This is a genomic window from Enterobacter sp. C4G1, from assembly GCF_052886895.1.
On the sequence record NZ_JBQVVV010000002.1, the window covers coordinates 211,702 to 233,584 of the forward strand.

General features: G+C 52.7%; 19 protein-coding genes, 1 other RNA gene and 1 pseudogene. 16 read left to right on the forward strand and 5 right to left on the reverse strand.

Annotated features, from left to right (window positions below):
* The first annotated feature begins 3 nt into the window (after positions 1-3).
* Positions 4-2,379 (forward strand): glycoside hydrolase family 3 N-terminal domain-containing protein, encoded by a 2,376-nt coding sequence (locus tag ACT9TW_RS14840; protein WP_446492853.1) that lies wholly within the window; start codon positions 4-6, stop codon positions 2,377-2,379.
* 5 nt (positions 2,380-2,384) lie between these two features.
* Here ACT9TW_RS14840 and rprA read toward each other — a convergent pair.
* An RNA gene (gene rprA, locus ACT9TW_RS14845) (antisense sRNA RprA) lies at positions 2,385-2,492 on the reverse strand.
* Positions 2,493-2,688: 196 nt separating this feature from the next.
* Complete coding sequence (ydiK, locus tag ACT9TW_RS14850) at positions 2,689-3,801, reverse strand: AI-2E family transporter YdiK (protein WP_446492854.1); 1,113 nt, start codon at positions 3,799-3,801, stop codon at positions 2,689-2,691.
* A 197-nt stretch (positions 3,802-3,998) separates the two neighbouring features.
* Between ydiK and ydiJ the strand changes: the two genes are divergently transcribed.
* The 3 genes from ydiJ (at position 3,999) to ACT9TW_RS14865 (ending at position 7,751) form a co-directional block, all read left to right on the forward strand.
* The gene (ydiJ, locus tag ACT9TW_RS14855; protein WP_446492855.1) at positions 3,999-7,055 is read left to right on the forward strand and encodes a D-2-hydroxyglutarate dehydrogenase YdiJ; all 3,057 of its coding nucleotides are present in this window, start codon (positions 3,999-4,001) and stop codon (positions 7,053-7,055) included.
* Positions 7,052-7,462, forward strand: coding sequence for a 1,4-dihydroxy-2-naphthoyl-CoA hydrolase (menI, locus tag ACT9TW_RS14860; protein WP_446492856.1), 411 nt, complete (start codon positions 7,052-7,054; stop codon positions 7,460-7,462). The genes ydiJ and menI overlap by 4 nt, the downstream gene beginning before the upstream one ends.
* Before the next feature lie 94 nt (positions 7,463-7,556).
* Entirely contained in the window at positions 7,557-7,751 is a 195-nt protein-coding gene (locus tag ACT9TW_RS14865) for a YdiH family protein (RefSeq protein ID WP_014069924.1), read from the forward strand.
* Between the two features lie 45 nt (positions 7,752-7,796).
* Here ACT9TW_RS14865 and ACT9TW_RS14870 read toward each other — a convergent pair whose 3' ends face one another.
* Positions 7,797-8,426: a helix-turn-helix domain-containing protein gene (locus ACT9TW_RS14870; RefSeq protein WP_446492857.1), complete on the reverse strand. Its 630-nt coding sequence runs from the start codon at positions 8,424-8,426 to the stop codon at positions 7,797-7,799.
* Positions 8,427-8,471: 45 nt separating this feature from the next.
* Complete coding sequence (locus tag ACT9TW_RS14875; protein ID WP_446493841.1) at positions 8,472-9,131, reverse strand: helix-turn-helix domain-containing protein; 660 nt, start codon at positions 9,129-9,131, stop codon at positions 8,472-8,474.
* 475 nt (positions 9,132-9,606) lie between these two features.
* Between ACT9TW_RS14875 and ACT9TW_RS14880 the strand changes: the two genes are divergently transcribed.
* The 6 genes and pseudogenes from ACT9TW_RS14880 to ACT9TW_RS14905 all read left to right on the forward strand — a co-directional run bounded on the left by ACT9TW_RS14880 (position 9,607) and on the right by ACT9TW_RS14905 (position 15,639).
* Entirely contained in the window at positions 9,607-10,137 is a 531-nt protein-coding gene (locus tag ACT9TW_RS14880) for a fimbrial protein (RefSeq protein ID WP_446492858.1), read from the forward strand.
* A 57-nt stretch (positions 10,138-10,194) separates the two neighbouring features.
* Complete coding sequence (locus ACT9TW_RS14885; protein WP_446492859.1) at positions 10,195-10,890, forward strand: fimbrial biogenesis chaperone; 696 nt, start codon at positions 10,195-10,197, stop codon at positions 10,888-10,890.
* A gap of 21 nt (positions 10,891-10,911) precedes the next feature.
* Positions 10,912-13,444 (forward strand): annotated as a pseudogene (locus ACT9TW_RS14890) (fimbria/pilus outer membrane usher protein).
* A gap of 25 nt (positions 13,445-13,469) precedes the next feature.
* The gene (locus tag ACT9TW_RS14895) at positions 13,470-14,480 is read left to right on the forward strand and encodes a fimbrial protein (RefSeq protein WP_446492860.1); all 1,011 of its coding nucleotides are present in this window, start codon (positions 13,470-13,472) and stop codon (positions 14,478-14,480) included.
* A 14-nt stretch (positions 14,481-14,494) separates the two neighbouring features.
* Positions 14,495-15,007 (forward strand): fimbrial protein, encoded by a 513-nt coding sequence (locus tag ACT9TW_RS14900; RefSeq protein WP_446492861.1) that lies wholly within the window; start codon positions 14,495-14,497, stop codon positions 15,005-15,007.
* Positions 15,008-15,030: 23 nt separating this feature from the next.
* Positions 15,031-15,639, forward strand: coding sequence for a helix-turn-helix transcriptional regulator (locus ACT9TW_RS14905; protein ID WP_446492862.1), 609 nt, complete (start codon positions 15,031-15,033; stop codon positions 15,637-15,639).
* Between the two features lie 38 nt (positions 15,640-15,677).
* Here the strand turns inward: ACT9TW_RS14905 and fdhF are convergent, their stop codons facing one another.
* On the reverse strand, positions 15,678-17,828 hold the full coding sequence (gene fdhF, locus ACT9TW_RS14910; protein WP_446492863.1) for a formate dehydrogenase subunit alpha: 2,151 nt from the start codon (positions 17,826-17,828) through the stop codon (positions 15,678-15,680).
* Between the two features lie 270 nt (positions 17,829-18,098).
* Between fdhF and ACT9TW_RS14915 the strand changes: the two genes are divergently transcribed.
* The 6 genes from ACT9TW_RS14915 (at position 18,099) to sufB (ending at position 21,879) form a co-directional block, all read left to right on the forward strand.
* Positions 18,099-18,344 (forward strand): hypothetical protein, encoded by a 246-nt coding sequence (locus tag ACT9TW_RS14915; protein WP_446492864.1) that lies wholly within the window; start codon positions 18,099-18,101, stop codon positions 18,342-18,344.
* Between the two features lie 291 nt (positions 18,345-18,635).
* On the forward strand, positions 18,636-18,941 hold the full coding sequence (locus tag ACT9TW_RS14920; RefSeq protein WP_446492865.1) for a hypothetical protein: 306 nt from the start codon (positions 18,636-18,638) through the stop codon (positions 18,939-18,941).
* Entirely contained in the window at positions 18,941-19,447 is a 507-nt protein-coding gene (locus tag ACT9TW_RS14925) for a YbjP/YqhG family protein (RefSeq protein WP_446492866.1), read from the forward strand. The genes ACT9TW_RS14920 and ACT9TW_RS14925 overlap by 1 nt, the downstream gene beginning before the upstream one ends.
* Before the next feature lie 57 nt (positions 19,448-19,504).
* Entirely contained in the window at positions 19,505-19,630 is a 126-nt protein-coding gene (locus tag ACT9TW_RS14930) for a hypothetical protein (RefSeq protein WP_446492867.1), read from the forward strand.
* A gap of 381 nt (positions 19,631-20,011) precedes the next feature.
* Positions 20,012-20,380 carry a Fe-S cluster assembly scaffold SufA gene (sufA, locus tag ACT9TW_RS14935; RefSeq protein ID WP_446492868.1) on the forward strand — a complete coding sequence of 123 codons (369 nt, stop codon included), beginning with the start codon at positions 20,012-20,014 and terminating at the stop codon, positions 20,378-20,380.
* Between the two features lie 8 nt (positions 20,381-20,388).
* Positions 20,389-21,879: a Fe-S cluster assembly protein SufB gene (sufB, locus tag ACT9TW_RS14940; RefSeq protein ID WP_446492869.1), complete on the forward strand. Its 1,491-nt coding sequence runs from the start codon at positions 20,389-20,391 to the stop codon at positions 21,877-21,879.
* Positions 21,880-21,883 lie beyond the last annotated feature (4 nt).

Consider the following 21,883-nt stretch of genomic DNA (forward strand, 5'->3'; position numbering starts at 1 on the left):
AATATGACTGCAATCTATAAGGATGCGAGGCGTCCCGTGCATGAACGCGTGGAGGATTTACTGGCCCGTATGACGCCAGAAGAAAAATTTGCCCAGATGCACGCGTACTGGCTGATCCTCGACGAACACGGCAACCATCGCGAGCGGACGGATTTGAGTGATGAGTTTGCGGGCGTCAGCGAGCAGGCAGCGCTGGGCGAGAGGCTGAAGCTGGGTGTCGGGCAGATAACCCGGCCATTGGGTACGCATATTGTTGACGCCAGAACGGGCGTGCGGGCGGCAAACCGCTTGCAGCGTATGATGATGGAAGAGACGCGGCTTGGCATTCCGGCGCTGTTCCACGAGGAGTGCCTGGTCGGCTTGCTCTGTAAGGACGCCACTTTGTTCCCCTCATCGCTGAACTATGGTTCAAGCTGGGACCCGGCGCTCGTCAGGCATGCCGCAGAACACATTGGTGCCGAGGCCCGCTCAGTCGGCTGTCAGCAGGGGCTGGCACCGGTACTGGATGTCTCGCGCGATGTCCGCTGGGGGCGTACCGAAGAGACGTTTGGTGAAGACCCGTGGTTAGTAGGCGTGATGGCCAGCGCCTATGTGGAGGGATTACAGGGCGAAAAACGCGACCTGCTGGCCACCCTGAAACACTATGTTGGCCACTCGTTCAGCGAAGGAGCGCGTAACCATGCGCCTGTGCATCTGGGATTCAGCGAGCTAAATGATACCTTCCTGCTGCCATTCGAAATGGCGGTAAAGCTCGCTCACGCAGGGTCGGTGATGCCTGCTTATCACGATATCGACAACCAGCCAGGCCACAGCGACAGCTTCCTGCTGACAACGGTGCTGCGTGAGCAGTGGGGTTTTGACGGCATTATCGTTGCCGATTACGGTGGCGTGAGCCTTCTGCATCAGCACCACGGTATTTCGCATGACGCCGCTGAATCGGCGGCGCTGGCGTTTAATGCCGGGCTGGACGTTGAGCTGCCAAAAGATGACTGCGCGCGCCATCTGGCACAGGCGGTTGAACGTGGGCTTATCACCATGGCGAAAGTGGATGAAATCGTAGGCCGCGTACTGACCGAGAAATTCCGTCTTGGGCTGTTTGAAAAACCTTATGCCGATGAAAATGCCATTGATCTGCAAAATGACGCCACCCGGCAGGTTGCGCGCGAGGTAGCGACCCGTTCGCTAACCTTGATTGAGAATAACGGCATTCTGCCGCTCAGCGGAAAACCGCGTGTGGCGGTGGTGGGGCCAACGGCGGACGATCCGCTGGCATTGCTGAGTGGTTATAGCTTCCCGGTGCACTTAATCATCAGCGATATGGTGGAAGAAACCTCGCAGGTGACGACACCGCGCGCGGCGCTTGAGCACTACCTGGGGGCATCGCAGGTCCGTTATGCCAAAGGCTGTCACATCATCGAAAAACGCATGGCGGGCGCGCCAGTCTTCCCGGGCGACAGCGGCGGGAAACCGATGCAGCAATCCCCGGTTTCACACAGTACCGCCCTTATTCCCGAGGCCGTGCGCGCGGCACAAGAGAGTGATGTGGTGGTGGCCTGTGTCGGGGATCTTGCCGGGTTGTTCCAGAGCGGTACCGTCGGGGAAGGTTCCGACACGGACTCCCTGAACCTGCCTGGGGTGCAACAGCAATTGCTGGAAGCGCTTGTCGCAACAGGTAAACCGGTAGTGGTGGTGATGACCGGGGGCCGGCCGTACAACCTGCAAGGCCTGGAGGACAAGGTTGCGGCATTTATGCTGGCCTGGGCACCCGGACAGGAAGGCGGCTGGGCGATTGCCGATGTGCTGACCGGCCGTGCAGAGCCGCAGGGCAGGCTGGTGGTCAGCGTGCCGAAAAGCGCGGGGGCGATGCCGTATTACTACAACCACAAACTCAAAAGCGGCGGCACGCCATTTGCGTTTCACTTTGGCTCGCGTTATCCCTTCGGATTTGGTCTGGGCTGGAGCGAATTTGGCTTAAGCAACCCGATGCTGGCATCAAATAAGATTGATATTACAGGGGAAGTGACCCTGAGTATTGATGTGACCAACAGCAGCGAACGCAGCGGCAGCGAAGTGGTGCAGATTTACGTACGCGATAAAGTGGCAAGCCAGGTGCGCCCGTTGCAGGAGCTGAAAGCCTTCCAGCGGGTGACGCTTTCACCCGGAGAGACAACCCGGCTGACCTTCACGTTGCCGGTCGATATGTTCAACTTCACCCGCCGCGATGGTAAGCGAATTGTCGAGCCGGGCGAGTTTGAGCTACAGATCGGCACGTCATCGGCAGATATTCGCGAGGTGGTCACGGTGAATGTCACGGGTGAGACACGTGTGTTGCCTGCCGACTGGCGGATGCTAAGTCATTGTGAGACGAAGAGCGTCTGAGAAGGATAAAAAAAAGCCCATCGTGGGAGATGGGCAAAGACTACACACAGCAATTCGTTGTTTCACTCAGGGGATTTCCATGCTTATAAATCAAGGTGTTGATTTATAACCGTGAGCTAATAGTAGGCATTGAGTTTTTTTGCGTCGATCAGATTCGTCTCAATAGTTAAAGAGACGTAAAGATTTTTTGAAGTGAATGACAGAGTTACAGGCGATGTGGCGGGTCTGACCAGGGAAATGATTAATGATGTTTAAGTATTGCGAGGAAATCAGGCCGGGTAAGCGCAGCGCCACCCGGCAATATCGTTATTACCTGTTCTTGTCTTCCCGCTCTTCCAGTTCACTGAGGATCACGTCGGGGTCGGTGCCTGGTGGTGGCACTTCATGCACCCAGGCAGAGAACAGTCGCCAGGTGACAGCCAGCAGCACCGGGCCAATAAACAGACCAATCATGCCGAATGCAATTAACCCGCCGATAACGCCAGACAGGATCAGAATCAGCGGCAGATCCGCACCCATACGAATAAGTATTGGGCGAATGACGTTATCCATCGTACCGACTACGCAACTCCAGACCAGCAGAACGGTGCCCCAGGTGGTATCCCCGGTCCAGTAGAGCCAGATAATGCAGGGGATCAACACCAGCAATGGCCCCAGTTGCGCAAGGCAGGTCATTATCATGATGACGGTAAAGATAGTGGCGTAAGGCACACCAGAAATCGCAAGGCCGATACCACCCAGAACGGCCTGAACCAGCGCCGTCACCACCACACCCAACGCAACGGCACGTACGGCCTGAGCCGCCAGCAGGATAGCCGCATCACCACGTTTACCGGCCAGACGGGTGGCAAAATGTCGCACACCCAGTGCAACCTGCTCACCACGCCAGTACAGCAGGGCGCTGAAGGCCAGCATCAGCGTACAGTGCATCATAAAGCGACCAATGTGCGCGGCCTGGCCGACAAACCAGGTAGTCGTGGTGCCAATATAGGGGCGTACTTTCGCCATCAATGCGCTGCCGCCCATCTCCAGCAGGCCGTGCCAGCCGCTGTACAGTTTTGAACCCACCACCGGAATACTGTTCAGCCAGGCAAGGTCCGGCAGCGTCATGTCGCCGGTGCTGATGGCGCGAATAACCGGGCCGCTGGTATCAACCAGGCTATTGACCAGTAAGGCAATGGGAATAATAAATAGCAGGAACAGCAGTAAGGTCATGACCAGTACGGCAAGCGCACGGCGGCCAAACAGCAGTTTCTGTAAACGCAACAGTAATGGCCAGGTGGCGACGACTACTGTACTGGCCCAGGCGAAGCCGAGCACAAAAGGCTGAACAATCCACAGACACGCAATAATCATGATTGCCAGAAACAGCACTGACAGCAGAATTTGCGCAACATCCCTCGGCTGACGAAGATTGACCATAAATGAAACTTTCCTTTGATAACACCAGCCAGGCTGGCGAGAACATGAAACCGCGTCACTCTAATCATTAGTGATTTCAGCGATTTTTGACAGGCAGATTCTGCATGTAATTCTGCTGAGCGTATAAGAAAAAAATGTGATAAAACTTTCCAGACACAACGCAAACGATTTCACACCTCTAATTAGGGTCGACCGTAATGATCCCACAGATTTCTCAGGCACCTGGCGTCGTTCAGCTGGTGCTTAATTTTTTGCAGGCACTGGAGCAACAGGGTTTTACAGGTGATACCGCCACAAATTATGCCGACAGGCTAACGATGGCGACCGATAACAGTATCTACCAGCTTCTTCCCGATGCAGTCGTCTTTCCCCGCTCGACGGCAGATGTGGCATTAATTTCCCGTCTGGCGGCGCAGGAGCGCTTTACTTCCCTGGTGTTCACCCCACGTGGTGGCGGCACCGGCACAAACGGCCAGGCGCTTAATCAGGGCATCATCATTGATATGTCCCGCTATATGAACCGCATTATTGAAATCAACCCTGAAGAGGGCTGGGTGCGTGTTGAAGCGGGTGTTATCAAAGATCAGCTCAATCAGTATTTAAAACCCTATGGCTACTTTTTCGCACCGGAGCTGTCTACCAGTAACCGTGCGACCATTGGCGGGATGATCAACACTGATGCGTCCGGACAGGGGTCGCTGGTGTATGGCAAAACCTCCGATCATGTGATGGGCGTCCGCGCGGTACTGCTGGGTGGCGACATCCTTGATACTCAGCCAATGCCCGTTGCGCTGGCCGAAACGCTGGGCAAAGATAACACCGCCAGCGGGCGAATTTATCGCACCGTACTGGAACGCTGTCGCGACAACCGTCAGTTGATCCTCGATAAATTCCCCAAACTGAACCGCTTCCTGACGGGCTACGATCTGCGTCATGTGTTTAACGATGACCTGACCCAGTTCGATTTGACCCGCATTCTGACCGGTTCGGAAGGCACACTGGCATTTATTACCGAGGCGCGTCTGGATATCACCCGGCTGCCGAAGGTCCGCCGTCTGGTCAATGTGAAATACAACTCTTTCGATTCTGCGCTGCGCAATGCGCCGTTTATGGTTGACGCGCGGGCGCTGTCGGTTGAAACCGTCGACTCAAAAGTGCTTAACCTGGCGCGGGAAGACATTGTCTGGCACTCCGTGAGCGAACTGATCACCGACGTGCCGGATAAAGAGATGCTTGGCCTGAACATCGTTGAATTTGCAGGCGATGATGCCGAATTGATTGAAAGCCAAGTGTCGATGCTCTGTCAGCGCCTGGACGAGCTTATTGCCAGAGGTGAGGGCGGGGTCATTGGCTGGCAGCTGTGTAACGACCTTTCCGGTATCGAGCGTATCTATGCGATGCGTAAAAAAGCGGTGGGGTTATTGGGCAATGCCAAAGGCGCCGCTAAACCTATCCCGTTTGCGGAAGACACCTGCGTACCGCCGGAGCATCTGGCTGATTATATTGTTGAGTTCCGCGCATTGCTGGATAGCCACGGGCTGAGCTACGGCATGTTTGGCCACGTGGACGCCGGGGTACTGCACGTGCGCCCTGCTCTGGATATGTGTGACCCGCAGCAGGAGATCCTGATGAAACAGATCTCCGATGATGTCGTTGCGTTAACGGCAAAATATGGCGGTCTGCTGTGGGGCGAGCACGGAAAAGGCTTCCGCGCTGAATACAGCCCGGCGTTTTTCGGCGAGCAACTGTTCGGGGAACTGCGCAAAGTCAAAGCGGCGTTTGACCCCGATAACCGCCTTAACCCGGGCAAGATTTGCCCGCCAGAAGGTGTGGATGCGCCGATGCTGCGCGTGGATGCGGTAAAACGCGGTACCTATGACCGGCAAATCCCCATCGCCGTGCGCACGTCCTGGCGCGGTGCCATGGAGTGTAACGGTAACGGTCTGTGCTTTAACTTCGACGCGAAAAGCCCAATGTGTCCGTCGATGAAAATCACCAGTAACCGCATTCATTCGCCAAAAGGGCGTGCAACCCTGGTGCGCGAATGGCTGCGTCTGCTGGCCGATCGCGGTGTCGATCCGCTGAAGCTGGAAAGTGAGCTACCGGAAAAAGCGGCCAGCCTGCGCACGCTTATCGAACGCACGCGGAACAGCTGGCACGCCCGGAAAGGCGAATATGATTTCTCTCATGAAGTCAAAGAAGCCATGTCCGGTTGCCTGGCCTGTAAGGCCTGTTCGACCCAGTGCCCGATTAAAATCGACGTCCCGGAATTCCGTTCGCGTTTCCTGCAACTTTACCACACGCGCTATCTGCGCCCGGTGCGCGATCACCTGGTCGCCACGGTGGAAAGCTATGCACCGCTGATGGCGCGAGCGCCTAAGACGTTCAACTTCTTTATCAATCAACCGCTGGTACGTAAGCTCTCCGAAAAACATATCGGCATGGTGGATCTGCCGTTGCTGTCGACGCCATCGTTACAGCGTCAGCTGGTGGGGCATCGTTCTGCAAACATGACCCTGGAGCAGCTTGAAGCGCTAAGCGCAGAGCAAAAAGCCAACGTGGTACTGGTGGTGCAGGACCCGTTCACCAGCTACTACGATGCGCAGGTCGTGGCCGATTTTGTCCGTCTGGCTGAAAAAATCGGTTATCAGCCGGTGGTGCTGCCATTCTCGCCAAACGGTAAGGCGCAGCACATTAAAGGCTTCCTGAACCGCTTTGCGAAAACCGCTCAGAAAACGTCGGACTTCCTTAACCGTGTTGCCACGCTGGGGATCCCGATGGTCGGCGTCGACCCGGCGCTGGTGCTCTGCTATCGCGATGAGTACAAGCAGACTCTTGGCGAAAAACGTGGGGATTTCCACGTTATGCTGGTGCATGAATGGCTGCCTGCGGCGTTGCAAAAAACAGCGACCAAAGAGGTCAGCGGTGAGTCATGGTATCTGTTTGGACACTGTACCGAGGTGACGGCATTGCCGGGCGCACCTGGACAATGGGCCTCTATTTTCGCCCGCTTCGGTGCGAAGCTGGAGAGCGTCAGCGTTGGGTGTTGCGGCATGGCGGGAACCTACGGGCATGAAGTAAAAAATCATGAAAACTCACTTGGGATCTACGAGTTGTCATGGCATCAGGCCATGCAGCGTTTACCGCGCAACCGTTGCCTGGCGACGGGTTACTCCTGCCGCAGCCAGGTGAAACGCGTTGAAGGTAACGGTGTACGCCATCCATTGCAGGCTTTACTGGAGATTATGGGATGATCTGGAAACGAGCAGTGACGCTTCAGGCGCTCAATGCCATGGGTGAAGGGAATATGGTGGGTTTGCTGGATATCCAGTTTACCCGCATTGGTGAAGATTCGCTGGAAGCGACCATGCCTGTCGATAGCCGCACGCATCAGCCGTTTGGCCTGCTTCACGGTGGTGCCTCGGTGGTGCTGGCTGAAACGCTTGGCTCAGTCGCAGGCTATTTGTGTACCGAAGGGGAACACAAAGTGGTGGGGCTGGAAGTGAACGCCAACCATATTCGCTCTGTTCGCAGTGGACGCGTGCGCGGTGTCTGCCGCGCATTGCACGCAGGCAACCGTCATCAGGTGTGGCAGATTGATATTCTGGACGAGCAGGAACGTCTGTGCTGCTCATCGCGTCTGACGACGGCGGTGGTGTAAAGCGTGTAAACATCCAGGATGTTTTGCCTTTGGTCAAAATCTGCGCAGTAAAACGTGTTATACTGCTCAGGTTTTGTACACAAGCGAGGACATCATGGATACCGAATTGAACCCAACCCAACTGGCGGTTGAATATTTACGTCGCGATAAGAGCAACCTGTCTCCGGCGCAGTACCTGAAAAAGCTGAAACAGCTTGAGCTGGAGTTTGCAGATTTGCTGGCGCTCTCTTCCAGCGAGCTGAAAGAAGAGATCTATTTTGCCTGGCGGTTGGGCGTTCATGTCCATTAATTGCTGAAAAAGGGCCGCGCTTGCGGCCTTTTTTGTCTCTGGCATTCAGTACTTCGCCGGGAGTTTGTTAATTTTAAGGAGCCTGCCTTCTTCCATCTCTACATACCCACCCGCTTTCAGGTCGGCCAGAATGCGCATCACACCACTGCGGGAAAGCTGGGTTTTGTCGCGGATATACCTTTCGGCGGTGATACCGCGTCGGTAGCTTTCATCTTCATTCATCAATTGCACCAACTGCTGGCAAATCAGTTCGTAAGAGGTCAACGCCCCCTGCGGCATGATGGTGTTATAGAGTCGGTTGTACATGTACATCAGATGGCTGGAGAGTAAACTCCACAGCGCTTTTTCTTCAATAACCGCATTAACCTGCGCGGCGGAAATCACCCCTATCTGGCTCGGTTCAACGACCTTCAGGTAATCATCGAAAAAAATCGCGGAAATGTTCGCCACGCCAAAAACGGCAGGGGGCTTGGCCGTCGAGAGCAGCAGGTGGTCCGAGCGGCGGTAGACGGCAACCGTTCCTTCCAGAATCAGGTAGCACATTGCCTTGCCGTTGACCTGAAGATCCAACTGTTCCCCACGGGAAAAGTGACGCACTGTACTGTAAGGCTGGAGGTGAGTAATGAGTTCTCGGGCAAAGGGAGAACTGCGGCGCGTTTTTTCAGCGGAAGACATAGGCTTTAACCTTCTTTAGAACCTATTCGATTATAGTTTTACGCCTTAATATTTACGCGGTAAATGGTTAATTTCAAGCAAAATCCCACGCTGCATAATGATGTAGCCACCGGTGCGAAGCTCTGCAAGAATGCGCATGATCCCGCTGCGGGAAAGATAGGTACGACTTTTGATATAGGTCGCGGCGGTGGTGCTCTGGCGAATGGCAGAAGGCTCCTGCATTAATTCCACCAGCTGAAAGCGAATAATATCGTAGGCCGACATCTGGGAAATCTTCGCGCAATGTTCGTAAACCCGCGATGCGGTATAAACCAGCAGCCGGGCAAAATGCTGCCACAAATCATCATTGGCGACGATTTGATTAAAACAATCCAGCGATACGTACGCTATTTCCGACGTTTCCAGTGCCCGGACATAAAGGTGTTCGGAGGATAATTGGCTGCTGATGCCAAGCACAAAAGGAGATGATTCAGAATTTAATACAATACCATCGCCACTGCGGTGCAGGGCAACGCTGCCGTGCATTAATAAAAGGCACTGTCGAACATCATCACTGAAATAGTGAATGATATCCCCCTTCGACACGATTGTTCTCTCGGCGAAGGGCAGGACATGAGTAATAAGAATATCAATATGGGCAAACGGTTTTAATTCCAGTGCCGTCACATTTTTTTCAGTGATGGGGGGGATCGTTAGATTCGCCATGATCAATCTCTTTTTTACTCGTGCGGATGGATATTCAGGATTATTTCGGGATTATCTTAAAAATATTGCCGTCAGGGAATGTTAAAGACGGGTCTAAAAATAGACCATGGGCGCCAATGTTTATTTAACTGTATGAAATTATTTGTTTTTTATTGTCAGTCTAAATGTGGACCGCAACGGTGTACTGGATGCGAAATTACCAGGAAACAAAACCTGTGATGGAATTGTGGCAGCGTACTGGTGTTTCAATTTTGTTAATTTTAAGTCTACAGCTAGACCCATAAAGCCATTGAGTTTGTAAAAGTGATTGTATAAATTCTACTCGGTCAGCAGGTAAAGGAGAGATGCTTGACCAGGGTATATAATTTTATCTGCCGACAAAAAATAAAATAAAAGGATAGTAAAGGTGTTTACACCAGCGGGATGGTGTTACCTGAATATCAGTAATGAATAAAGTTAATAAGGAAACCAATTCATGAAGAGAAATATCGTTGTTGCTGCTTTTACGGCAACCGTAGCGTTATCAGCACCTTCTGTTTTCGCCGCGGCGGGCACAGTGAACTTTGTAGGCAACATTCTGGATAAAGCCTGTGAAGTGAATGTGGACTCTCAAAATCAGATTGTCCCAATGGGTGATTTTTATAAAACTGAATTTCCATCCACCGGCTCGAAAACAGCCGCAATGGGATTCAATATCGTGCTGAAAGATTGCCCGGTGACGGTAACGACGGCGAAGATTCGTTTCGACGGTACGCCCGATCTGACCAATGCAAACCTGCTGGCGATTGACACGTCCGTTGCTGGGGCGGCAAACGGAGTGGCGATTAATTTGATGACGGCGGATAAAGCGGATTTGCCGCTTCACGGCACCAATAACTACAGCTATACGCTGAGCAGTACCCAGGATAATACGCTGAAGTTTTACGCGCAGTATATTTCCACCGCGTCAACGGTTATTGCTGGCCCGGCAAACTCGGTTGCTAACTTCTCCGTTGATTACAATTAATTGTTGATAAGTATTTCAGGGGAGCAGGGTCTGGCTCCTCTGTGTTGAGGTTTTAAAATGATCTGTTTACGCCGCACTTTATTTGCCGCCGTTTTAGTAGGTGGACCGCTTTTTACTGCCCATGCTGGGGTGATTATTGGTGGCACCCGAATTGTATTTGATGGAAATAAAAAAGAAGCGGCCATCAACATTAATAATCCTGATGCATCACCCTATCTTATTCAGTCGTGGATTGAGACTGTAAGCGGTGGGGCGGAGAAAGCCCCATTTATTATCACTCCACCTCTTTATCGCCTTGATAAAGGCCAGCAAAACGTCGAGCGCATTGTGATGGCAGGTGCATTGCCACAAGATCGCGAAAGCCTGTTCTGGCTTAATATTAAAGCCATTCCTGCATCCTCGAACCAAGAAAACACCCTTCAGATTGCGGTCAAAACGCGCATAAAACTAATTTATCGCCCGACGGCAATAAAAGGCCGCATGCCTGAAGAACAGGCGGATAAATTAGTCTGGCGTCGAGTGGGGAATAAGCTTCAGGTTACCAATCCGACAGACTTTGTGATGAATTTTAACGGTATATCCGTGGCGGGAAAAGCGCTAGCGGAGGCGAGCTATGTGCTGCCGCGCGCCTCCACATTTTTTGATTTTCCCAGCGGCGTTCAGGCTGGAGAAGTGACGTTCAACATTATTAATGATTACGGAAGTCCGGGTGCCATTCATAAAAATACATTGCAAATACAGCGCTTCAGTTAACTAACTGAAAGGAATATCAACATGGTAACGGAATACAGAAAAAGACGGCCAGCCAGACTGGCGTTATTTATCGCTATTGCGCTTGCTGGATATACACAACATGCGTACAGCCGCGATCTTTTTAACCCGGAGCTGGTTGAACTTGATAACCCCAGCGCGGGCAAAGTTGACCTGTCGCATTTTGAATCTGGCACCCAGTCACCGGGGACCTATCATGTCGATATTCTGCTTAACGATCAATGGCTGGAGTCGCGCGATGTCACGTTCAGCGCGACCCGGAACGCAGAAGGCAACGAACAGCTCGAACCCTGTCTGAGCGTTGAACAACTGGCGCTCTGGGGTGTGAAAACAACGCTTTTCCCAGCGTTAGGTTCCGATAATAAAACCTGCGCGAATATACAGGTGATCCCTCAGGCCAGTGTTGATTTTCAGTTTAGCCAGCAACGGTTAGTCCTGAGCATTCCGCAGGCGGCTCTGTCAGGGCAGGCACGAGGTTATGTCCCCCCTGAGCAATGGGACGACGGTATCACGGCAGCAATGCTCAACTACAGCCTGAGCGGGGCCAACAGTTGGGGGCGAAACGGCAGCAGCAGCGACGCGCACAGCCAGTATGCCAACCTGCGCCCAGGGATAAACGTCGGGCCGTGGCGATTGCGAAATTACTCTACCTGGACGCGTGACGCCAATGGTCAGAATCGCTGGGACACGGTGTACAGCTATGTACAACGTTCTGTGACGCCGCTGAGGGCTCAGCTCACGCTGGGAGAAAACTCTGCACCTGCCGACGTGTTCGATAGCCTGCCGTTTCGTGGCGTTCAGCTTGCCTCTGACGACGACATGCTGCCGGACTCACTTAAAGGCTATGCGCCGGTGGTGCGCGGGATCGCACGAACAAACGCCCAGGTCATTATTCGCCAGAACGGGTATCAGATTTATCAGAGCTTCGTGGCGCCAGGCGCGTTTGAAATCACCGATATGTATCCAACGGGGGGGGCGGGCGATCTGGATGTCACCATCAAGGAAGTGGACGGCAGCGAGCAGCGGTTTACCGTGCCTTATGCCTCGCTCCCGGTGCTACAACGCGAAGGACACGTAAAGTTCGCGCTGACCGGCGGGCAGTATCGCTCTTACAACGGCGATGTTCAGGGCACGCCTTTCGCACAACTGACCGGAATTATTGGTCTGCCTTATGGATTAACGTTTTACAACGGATTGCAGGAGTCGAGTAAATACCAGTCTTTAGCGGCGGGCATGGGAAAAAAACATGGGTGATTTTGGCGCGATGTCTGTGGACATGACGCAGGGCTGGGCCACGCCGCAGGGCGGCCAAAAATCCAACGGGCAATCCTGGCGCGCCCGCTATAGCAAAAATATTGTTGCTACCGGCACGCAGTTTTCGATTGCGGGATATCGTTATTCGACAAGTGGCTACTACGCCATGCAGGATGTTCTCGACTCTTACGGCGACAGCACCGCGCTTCGGGAAAGACGGCGAAACAGGGAAGAGCTGACCATGAGCCAGTCGCTTGGCAATCAGCTTGGATCGGTGATGCTGAGCGCCGCAAGAGAAGATTACTGGAGCGGGGAAAAATCGATGGCCTCCTGGAGCGTGGCCTACAGTAACGCCTGGCGTAGCATCAACTACGGCCTGACCTGGACCTTAAGCAAGAACGGCGGGGCTGGCTCGTCAGGTAACCGTAACAAAGCGGGCACGGATCAACTCCTGGCGCTGAGCATCAGCGTGCCGCTGGGCGCGTTTTTACCGCAAGCCTGGGCAAATTGCGGGCTAAACGCCAGCCGACATGCGGGCAACACGCAATACCTGGGGGTTAACGGCGTGGCGCTGGAGGGTAATGCCCTGAGCTGGAATATTCAGCAGGGCTACGGCACCAGCGGTGTGAGCTATTCCGGCAATATGAATGGCGATTACAAAAGTGCTTACGGCGAAATGACCGCCGGGTACAGCTATGACAAAAACAGCGATCGGCTGAGCTATGGCTTACAGGGTGGGGTGCTGGCCCATGCCGACGGCGTGACTTTCTCCCAGCCGCCAGGGGAAACCAGCGTTTTGATCCGCGCACCGGGGGCGGCAGGCGTTGGGGTGCAGAACATGACGGGCGTTAAGACAGACTACCGAGGCTACACCCTGGCTCCGAACCTGATGCCGTATCGTAAAAATGACGTCGGACTGGTCACTGAAACGCTGCCGGGAAACGTCGAACTGGAGCAAACCGTGAAAACCGTAGTGCCCACGCGCGGGGCGATTGTGCGCGCTGATTATATTTCACACGTTGGCATACGCCTGCTGTTAACCCTGACCAAACCCGCCGGGGAGGTTATTCCTTTTGGCGCGATGGCTACCGTTGCGGGAGCCTCGGGCAATGGGTTTATCGTCGGCAATAGCGGACAGGTCTATTTAACCGGATTAGAGCCGGAGGGAAACCTGCTAGTGAAATGGGGTGATGAACCGGGTCAGTCATGCCGGGCGCACTATTTCATTCCTGAGATAGCGCGGGTTAACGACATCGCTGTGGCAAATGCCCTGTGCCGATAATCACTATTTAAGAGAAATGAGTCAGATGCAAATCATTAAATATGCCTTTCTGATGTTAACCGTTTTATTTCCACTAAGCGGCTGGAGCTGTGCCTATAACTTTATCGGCTCACCCTATACCGTGGATTACGGCAATATTATTGTCCAGCGTGATGTTCCGGTCGGACAGGCTATAAGCAATGAGATATACGGCGCATTGGTACATGCTTTTACCTGTGTGACCGCGGCGGATGAAGGTTCGAGTGCCGGAATGAAAAGCGGCGTATTACCTTGTGTTTTCACCTCGTCAAGCGGTCGTCGGGTGTATGCGACCAATATTCCCGGCGTAGGTGTTTCCTTCGGATTTTACAAAAACACGACGGTGGGCTCTATCCAATATTCAGGTGTAACCTGGATGACCGGTGAGGATATGGCGACGTTCAGCTGGAGCTCAAATGCCAAAGATCTCGATATCAATGATTTCCAGCCCATTATTCAGTTCTGGAAAACGGGAAATATTGTGTCGGGCTCTGTGACCGGTCAGTTGGCGTCGTTCGTTGCTTATACCGCCCGTTGGCGTGGCGGTGAAATAGGGGGCGAAATTCCGGTGCTTGCCGGACGTGGCTCAATAACCCAGGTGGCTTGCTCGATCAAAACGCCGAACATTACATTTGCCTTAGGAAAGGTAAGGGTCAGCGAATTTGGCTCAACGCCAGGAACGACGCTGCCCACTGTGCAGCAAACGCAGAGTCTTATCCTGGACTGTGACGCGGGAGCCAATATTAATATGATGCTGACAGGAATTCAGCAACCTGACGTCAGCGACAGCAGCGTATTGGCGCTGAGCGGGCAAGGCAATGCGGGAGTGGCTGAAGGCGTAGGCGTTCAGCTGCTTTACAACGCCGCACCGCTCACCCTGAACAGCAATCTGGTGCTGAAAAGAAGCGCGGGTGGACAGGAGTTGTTCCCCATTACCGCTCGTTATTATCAGACGCGTTCTTCAGTTACCACGGGCTCGGCCAATGCCTCAGCCACGCTAACGCTGACCTATCAATAAACAGGAGGTCGAAAATGCATGCTTTTAAAACCGTCGTATTTACCGCCTGTCTGGCGATATTTCCTGCTTGCTCAGCGGATAGAGTAGATATTCAGATAACCGGCGATATCGTTGCCTCACCCTGTATTTTTAACGGCGGTGATAACAATCTAAACGTTAATCTCGGCGATATTTACGCCTCGAATATGGCTACCCCGCATTCGCAATCAGTGCCCGTCGACTTTGCGCTGCGCTTTACGCAATGCCCGGCGGGAACGCGAAGCGTCGATGTGCAATTTTCTGGGGTAACCGATCCGGTTGCAGGCGACGGTTATTACAAAAATAGTGGCACGGCGGGGCATGTGGCTATTGGGTTACAGGATCTTCTCACTGGTAACGCAGTCGGCTCGGGAACGCGAATAAATCGCCCTGTCGATACCGACAAAACGATTACGCTTGACATGAAGGCCTGGGTTTATTCCACTGAAGGCGCCGTTACGCCGGGAACCATAAATAGTGTGGTCGTTCTGACCATGCAATATAACTGATTTTTTAACTATCGGTGGCAGGGATGATAAACGTTTTAATTAAAGATGAGGATGTACTTTATCGGTATGGGCTGGAGGCGATTATTGCTCGGGCATTTGTCAGAGAATTCATTCAGCCGCCGATCATCAAGTATCACTACACACCGGAAAATATTCGAGAAGCGGATATTATTGTCCTCTCACTGCATACGGGAGGGCACTTCCACTGTGCTCCGGAATTAAGCATGCGTAAAAAAGGCATTGTTATTGGGCTGGTGGACGACAGGGCGCGCGCCTCGGCATTGACCCCCTGCATCGACGATATTCTTGTGCTGCCGCGTAAAATTACCTGCGACAGATTTAGCCAGATACTCTATTTCGCCTGGAAAAAAGAACAGCTGTTGGGAACGCAGATAAGTGCCCTATCTTGTCAGACCTGTCCGCACAAGGCGCTGTCCGGTAAACAGCATCAGATAATGAACGCGTTATATAAAGGTAAAACTGTGGTGGAAATCGCCGATGAACTGCACATCAGCGACAAGACGGTCTACAACCACAAGTATGCAGTGATGAAAAAATTTAATTTGCGCAGCGATTTTGAACTGGTGCTGTTTCTCAACAAACTGCATCAGGGGAACGCGCTGGCGGTATGATATCCCGGTCGGCCTGCGCGCGCGCAGGCCGGTACGCGTCAGACGTTTACTGCATTAATCAACCGCGTTTTCATGGTCTGATAGGCCGACGCCGCATAATCCTCCGCCCAGCGCTGGTCCTCAATGGCCTCAATCTGTACCGCGCAATATTTCGTTTCCGGCGTTTTGGATATCGGGTCGAGGTTATCCTGCGTCAGTTCGTTACAGGCGCCAATCCACCATTGATACGTCATGTAAACCGCACCGGTATTGATGCGCTCACTGATGCTGGCACGGGTAATCACTTTCCCCCTGCGCGAGCGCACCCAGACCAGTTGCCCGTCGCGGATGCCCAGCGTGTCGGCATCTGCCGGGTTTAACTGCACGCGACCAGGCTCGTCGGCCAGGCTTTGCAGGGCGGCACAGTTACCGGTCATTGAGCGACAGGAGTAGTGGCCAACTTCCCTTACCGTGCAGAGCACCAGAGGATATTCCGCATCAGGAATTTCGGCCGGTTGACGCCACGCGGTCGCAAAAAGCTGCCCCTTGCCGGTTGGTGTGTCGAACTGATTGTCTTTATACAGATAAGGCGTGCCGGGATGTTCCAGGGTTGGACACGGCCACTGGACATGACCCATCTCGCCCATTTTTTCGTACGTCACGCCATAGAACAGTGGGCACAGCTCGCGCATCTCATCCCAGATCTGCTGGTCAGACATATAGTGCATCGGGAAACCCATTTCGGTGGCAAGCAGGCTGATAATTTCCCAGTCGCGCTTCACGTTGCCGCGGGCTTCAATGGCTTTGCCGAATCGCTGGAAGCCACGGTCAGCGCAGGTAAATACGCCGCCGTGCTCGCCCCAGGAGGTCGCCGGAAGCAGCACGTCAGCCACTTCGGCGGTTTTGGTCATGAAAATGTCCTGCACCACCACAAAATCCAGCGCCTCAAACCCCTGGCGCACCAGGCCAAGATCGGCCTCCGTCTGGAGTGGATCTTCCCCCATGATGTAATAGGCCTTGATCTTGCCTTCCAGCGCGAGGTGCGGAACTTCCGTTATGCGTGTCCCCACGCGGTCATCCATCTGGTTGACATCGATGTGCCAGGCATCGGCAAATTTTTGCCGGACCGCAGTATCGGTGACATCCTGATAACCCGGGAACATGTTAGGCAGCACACCCATATCGCACGCACCCTGAACATTGTTCTGCCCGCGCACTGGGCCGACGCCGACCGCCGGGCGCCCCAGATTACCGGTCAGCAGGGCGAGGCTGGAAAGCCCTTTAACCACATCGACGGCCTGCCCAAACTGGGTGACGCCCATCCCCCACATAACGGTGGAAGACGGTGCTGCCGCGAAAGTACGCATTGCCTGGCGAACGTCGCTGGCGGCAATGCCGGTCAGATGTTCGACATTCTCTGGGGCGTAATCTTTTACCGCCTCGCGGTAGGCATCCAGCCCTTCGGTAAAGCGCGCAACATAGTTTTTGTCGCACAACTCCTCTTCCAGAAGTACATAGCCGAAGGCGTTCACCAGCGCCATATTACTGCCGTTTTTCAGCTGTAGATGCTGATCGGCAATGCGCGCGGTTTCGATACGGCGCGGATCGCAGACAATAATTTTCGCGCCATTTTCACGCGCTTTAAGCACGCGTCTTGCCACAATCGGATGTGAGTCGGCGCAGTTATAGCCAAAGACCAGCAGGCATTTTGAGTTTTCAATCTCGTTGATGGAGTTGCTCATGGCACCATTGCCAAGCGTCTCCTGTAGGCCTGCAACGGAAGGGCCGTGGCAGACACGCGCGCAGCAGTCTACGTTGTTGGTGTTAAGCACCGCCCGGGCAAATTTTTGCATCACGTAGTTCGTCTCATTGCCTGTCCCGCGAGAGGAACCGGTAGTCATGATCGACCGTGGGCCGAACTGTTCTTTAATGCTTTTCAGTTTGTGGGCGGTGTAGCGAATGGCTTCTTCCCAGGTAACGGGGGTGAACGCTTCTCCTTTATGGTAGCGGATCATCGGTTGCGTTAAGCGAGGAGTCAGCAGACGGGTGTCGTTAAGGAAATCCCAGCCGTAAAAGCCTTTCAGACACAGCGTGCCCTGGTTTGTTACGCCATCGGCGGCTTCGGCACGGATAATGCGGTTATTTTCAACGACAAGGTTTAATTTGCAGCCTGCACCACAGTAAGGGCAGACGCTTGCGATTTTTTTCATCAATAACAGACCTGTTAATAAATGAAGAGATGTTTAACTGGTTAACCCAGTCCCGTTAGCGTCATTAGCAGGATCCGTGCCAAATCTGAAAAGGTTGTCATATGGGCATTTATTTCGATGTCGGGTCTGTCGTCGGCAGTGAATTCGTCAAATCTGACGATGATTCGTCAGCTAAATTCCAGGAGCTATTGGGTAAAAATCATTTCGGATATGATGAATAATCTGATGTGCAGAAAGGGTTCTGACCGGATAGGGCGTAAGGAAAACACGATGAAAACCTGGCTGTTCTATATGAATGATATTGCTGTCAATGTTTATGAGAAAAAGACACTCACCGCCGAACGCGCAAAAAGTCTCAAGGCCGAAGGATTTCATAGATTGCCGTTTGATACCGAGGCAAAGGATGAATCAGACGCGGTAGATAGGATGTTGCAGCATTTCCGGGAGAATACCGAGGCGCTGGCGGAGTTCACCAAAGATATGACTATCCCGGCGATTATATTTAGCCTGCTTTGATTACAGGAGACGGAGCGCCCCTCCGTCTATGGCGAAATGAGCGTGAACAATATCAACTGGGCTTTCTTTGGTCATACGCAAAAGTCTCCCCGGATATTCATAAAGATGCATTGCATCAGAGCCCCAGTCATATCGCGATCTAATTATTCAGAACAGCATTTTTAATCCCACAACACTTTAATGGTTAACGTGATAATTCCGCTCTTACTTACTTAAAGGAACTAAGAATGAGTTGGAATAAAGAAGCCGCAGTTTCGTATCTCCGTTCACACGCTCTGGGGCGATCTCATAGTGAATGTGCTAAGTTTACCCGCCTTGGCCATCCTGGCTGGAGGTGTTAAGGTACCGAACACAGATTATGCAAAAGATTATGGGGCGGAATTATTACGTGCTGGATTCAGTGAACTGCCGCCCGGTTCAACTTTAATTTCTGGCGATGTGGCTGTGATACAGCCTTATCCCGGCGGAAATGGCATAGGTCATATGACCATGTATGATGGCACGCAGTGGATTTCAGACTTTGTTCAAAAAAGCATGTATCCGGGGCCTGGGTACAGAAAAATGCAACCACCTTTTAAAATTTACAGGATGCGTTGATGAAAAGGATATTTTTATCATTCGTTATTTTGCTGGTGGGATGCACTTCAGCTGCCAATCAAGATCAGGGCGCAAAAGACGCTACTGAATCATTTTATAAATCCTATCTTTCCGTATTCGGCAGCGATGAAACCAGGCTTTACCCTGCCGACGAACTACGTAAATATGTTTCTGCTGATACTATTGCTCGCATTGATGCCATTCAGGAAATCTCTGAACAGGAGTTAATAGAGTCTGACTATTTTACGTATACCCAGGATTACTCTCGTGAATGGGTAGCTGCGTTACGAGTGGAAAACGCAAGGCCATTTTTAAACGGTGAAGTGGTCCAGGTCATTGAGGGGGCGGGTGACGGGAGAAGCATACACCTTGAAGTTTTTCTTCGTCGTGAAGATGATGCATGGAAAATCTACCGCGTTCGTGACGTAACGAACAATCACGAGCACCCAATTTTCAATACCGGAGCTATTGCCCGGGAAAAGGCCGCAGCGGAAAGTGGGCTTTAAAAAGCGAACAATAACAAGCCTCGGTATCTGCCGAGGCTTGTTTATGGACAGAATAAAATGCCTCACCAACAAACTATCCTGTATTTTCTGTCGCGGCATGCCGGAATGATCGACCTGATGCTGCTTTCCGCTGTGGCTGTGGTCGCGCGAGCCTCCTATACCGGGCCGCCATGGTGGCAGTAACTGGAAGGAACTACGTGGGGGTAAATTGGGGAGCGATAAATTGTCCGATATTGTCCGCATCCCCAAAATCTTAAGTTGCTGATTTTAATGTAATCGACTGATTTAGTAGAAATTAAAAAATCTATCCTATAAATAGGTATTTTCGATACATATTTCTTCATTCCCACCTGTACGTCTATTTAGAATGTTAAATGCATTATTTATCAATGTATTGAACAATTAAATCCATCCCTCCGGCCTGTCGCAACAGGGTCTATGCTTAATAAAAGTAGCCAAAAAGGGCGATTTAGCGGAAAGCCCCTGCTGTCAGGGGGTTGAAGTGATAATCGTTATCACTAACATGATGTTATGCCCTGGTGGCTCAATACATGAGGTGGACCTATGGAATTGCATTCAGAAACCTTCAATCCTGCCGACTTTGCCTGGCGTGGTTTAACGCTAACGTCAGCGGCTGCGGCACATATTCACGAGCTGGTGGCTAAACAAACCGGGATCCTCGGCGTGCGCTTAGGCGTTAAGCAGACCGGTTGTGCAGGCTTCGGCTACGTGCTGGATACCGTCACGGAACCCGCAAAAGACGACCTGGTATTTGAAACCGATGGCGCGAAACTGTACGTCGCGCTACAGGTCATGCCCTTTATCGACGGAACTGAAGTCGACTACGTTCGCGAAGGGTTAAACCAGCTCTTTAAATTTCATAACCCGAAAGCCCAGAACGAATGCGGCTGCGGCGAAAGCTTTGGCGTATAGGCGGTACTATGTCTCGTAATACTGAAGCAACTGATGATGTCAACACCTGGAGCGGCGGGCACCTCAACTATAAAGAGGGGTTCTTCACCCACCTGCAAACAGATGAACTGGCAAAAGGCATCAATGAAGATGTCATCCGCGCGATTTCGGCCAAGCGTAATGAGCCGGAGTGGATGCTTGAGTTCCGTCTGAATGCTTTCCGTGCCTGGCTTGAAATGGAAGAGCCACACTGGCTAAAAGCGCACTATGACAAGCTGAACTATCAGGATTACAGCTACTACTCCGCGCCATCCTGCGGCAGTTGTGATGATACCTGCGCCTCGCAGCCGGGAGCCGTACAGCAAACCGGTGCCGAGAACAGCTTCCTGAGCAAAGAAGTCGAAGAGGCATTTAATCAGCTGGGCGTGCCGGTGCGGGAAGGTAAAGAGGTGGCGGTTGATGCCATTTTTGACTCCGTTTCAGTTGCCACCACCTACCGTGAAAAGCTGGCCGGGCAGGGCATTATCTTCTGCTCGTTTGGCGAAGCCATCCACGAACACCCCGATCTGGTGAAGAAGTACCTGGGGACGGTTGTACCGGGTAACGATAACTTTTTTGCCGCGCTCAACGCTGCGGTAGCGTCCGATGGCACCTTTATTTACGTGCCAAAAGGCGTGCGCTGCCCGATGGAGCTGTCGACCTATTTCCGCATCAACGCCGAAAAAACCGGCCAGTTCGAACGCACGATCCTGATTGCCGATGAGGGAAGCTACGTCAGCTACATCGAAGGCTGTTCTGCTCCGGTTCGTGACAGCTATCAGCTGCACGCGGCAGTGGTGGAAGTCATCATCCACAAAGACGCCGAAGTGAAATACTCCACCGTGCAAAACTGGTTCCCGGGCGATGGTAACACCGGCGGCATCCTGAACTTCGTCACCAAGCGCGCGCTGTGCGAAGGCGAAAACAGCAAAATGTCCTGGACCCAGTCGGAAACCGGCTCTGCGATCACCTGGAAGTACCCAAGCTGCATTCTGCGTGGAGATAACTCCATCGGTGAGTTTTATTCTGTGGCGCTCACCAGCGGACGCCAGCAGGCGGATACCGGCACCAAGATGATCCACATTGGTAAAAACACCAAATCAACGATTATCTCGAAAGGGATCTCCGCCGGGCACAGCCAGAACAGCTATCGCGGGCTGGTGAAAATCATGCCTACGGCCACCAACGCCCGTAACTATACCCAGTGTGACTCGATGCTGATTGGCCCTGATAGCGGCGCGCATACCTTCCCGTACGTGGAATGCCGAAACAACAGCGCCCAACTGGAGCATGAAGCGACCACGTCGCGTATTGGTGAAGATCAGCTCTTCTACTGCCTGCAACGCGGGATCAGTGAAGAAGATGCGATATCAATGATTGTTAACGGCTTCTGTAAGGATGTGTTCTCTGAACTGCCGCTGGAATTTGCCGTTGAAGCCCAAAAACTCCTCGCCATTAGTCTTGAACACAGCGTCGGTTAAGGAA

Excerpts from the sequence above, each read along its gene's own strand:
- fdhF (WP_446492863.1), bottom strand. The coding sequence starts at position 17,828 with ATGAAAAAAATCGCAAGCGTCTGCCCTTACTGTGGTGCAGGCTGCAAA.
- ACT9TW_RS14925 (WP_446492866.1), top strand. The coding sequence starts at position 18,941 with ATGAAAAGGATATTTTTATCATTCGTTATTTTGCTGGTGGGATGCACT.
- ACT9TW_RS14865 (WP_014069924.1), top strand. The coding sequence starts at position 7,557 with ATGGATACCGAATTGAACCCAACCCAACTGGCGGTTGAATATTTACGT.
- ACT9TW_RS14840 (WP_446492853.1), top strand. The coding sequence starts at position 4 with ATGACTGCAATCTATAAGGATGCGAGGCGTCCCGTGCATGAACGCGTG.
- menI (WP_446492856.1), top strand. The coding sequence starts at position 7,052 with ATGATCTGGAAACGAGCAGTGACGCTTCAGGCGCTCAATGCCATGGGT.
- sufA (WP_446492868.1), top strand. The coding sequence starts at position 20,012 with ATGGAATTGCATTCAGAAACCTTCAATCCTGCCGACTTTGCCTGGCGT.
- ACT9TW_RS14900 (WP_446492861.1), top strand. The coding sequence starts at position 14,495 with ATGCATGCTTTTAAAACCGTCGTATTTACCGCCTGTCTGGCGATATTT.
- ACT9TW_RS14930 (WP_446492867.1), top strand. The coding sequence starts at position 19,505 with ATGCCTCACCAACAAACTATCCTGTATTTTCTGTCGCGGCATGCCGGA.
- ACT9TW_RS14915 (WP_446492864.1), top strand. The coding sequence starts at position 18,099 with ATGAAAACCTGGCTGTTCTATATGAATGATATTGCTGTCAATGTTTAT.
- ACT9TW_RS14885 (WP_446492859.1), top strand. The coding sequence starts at position 10,195 with ATGATCTGTTTACGCCGCACTTTATTTGCCGCCGTTTTAGTAGGTGGA.
- ACT9TW_RS14905 (WP_446492862.1), top strand. The coding sequence starts at position 15,031 with ATGATAAACGTTTTAATTAAAGATGAGGATGTACTTTATCGGTATGGG.
- ACT9TW_RS14870 (WP_446492857.1), bottom strand. The coding sequence starts at position 8,426 with ATGTCTTCCGCTGAAAAAACGCGCCGCAGTTCTCCCTTTGCCCGAGAA.
- ACT9TW_RS14880 (WP_446492858.1), top strand. The coding sequence starts at position 9,607 with ATGAAGAGAAATATCGTTGTTGCTGCTTTTACGGCAACCGTAGCGTTA.
- ACT9TW_RS14895 (WP_446492860.1), top strand. The coding sequence starts at position 13,470 with ATGCAAATCATTAAATATGCCTTTCTGATGTTAACCGTTTTATTTCCA.
- sufB (WP_446492869.1), top strand. The coding sequence starts at position 20,389 with ATGTCTCGTAATACTGAAGCAACTGATGATGTCAACACCTGGAGCGGC.
- ACT9TW_RS14875 (WP_446493841.1), bottom strand. The coding sequence starts at position 9,131 with ATGGCGAATCTAACGATCCCCCCCATCACTGAAAAAAATGTGACGGCA.
- ydiJ (WP_446492855.1), top strand. The coding sequence starts at position 3,999 with ATGATCCCACAGATTTCTCAGGCACCTGGCGTCGTTCAGCTGGTGCTT.
- ydiK (WP_446492854.1), bottom strand. The coding sequence starts at position 3,801 with ATGGTCAATCTTCGTCAGCCGAGGGATGTTGCGCAAATTCTGCTGTCA.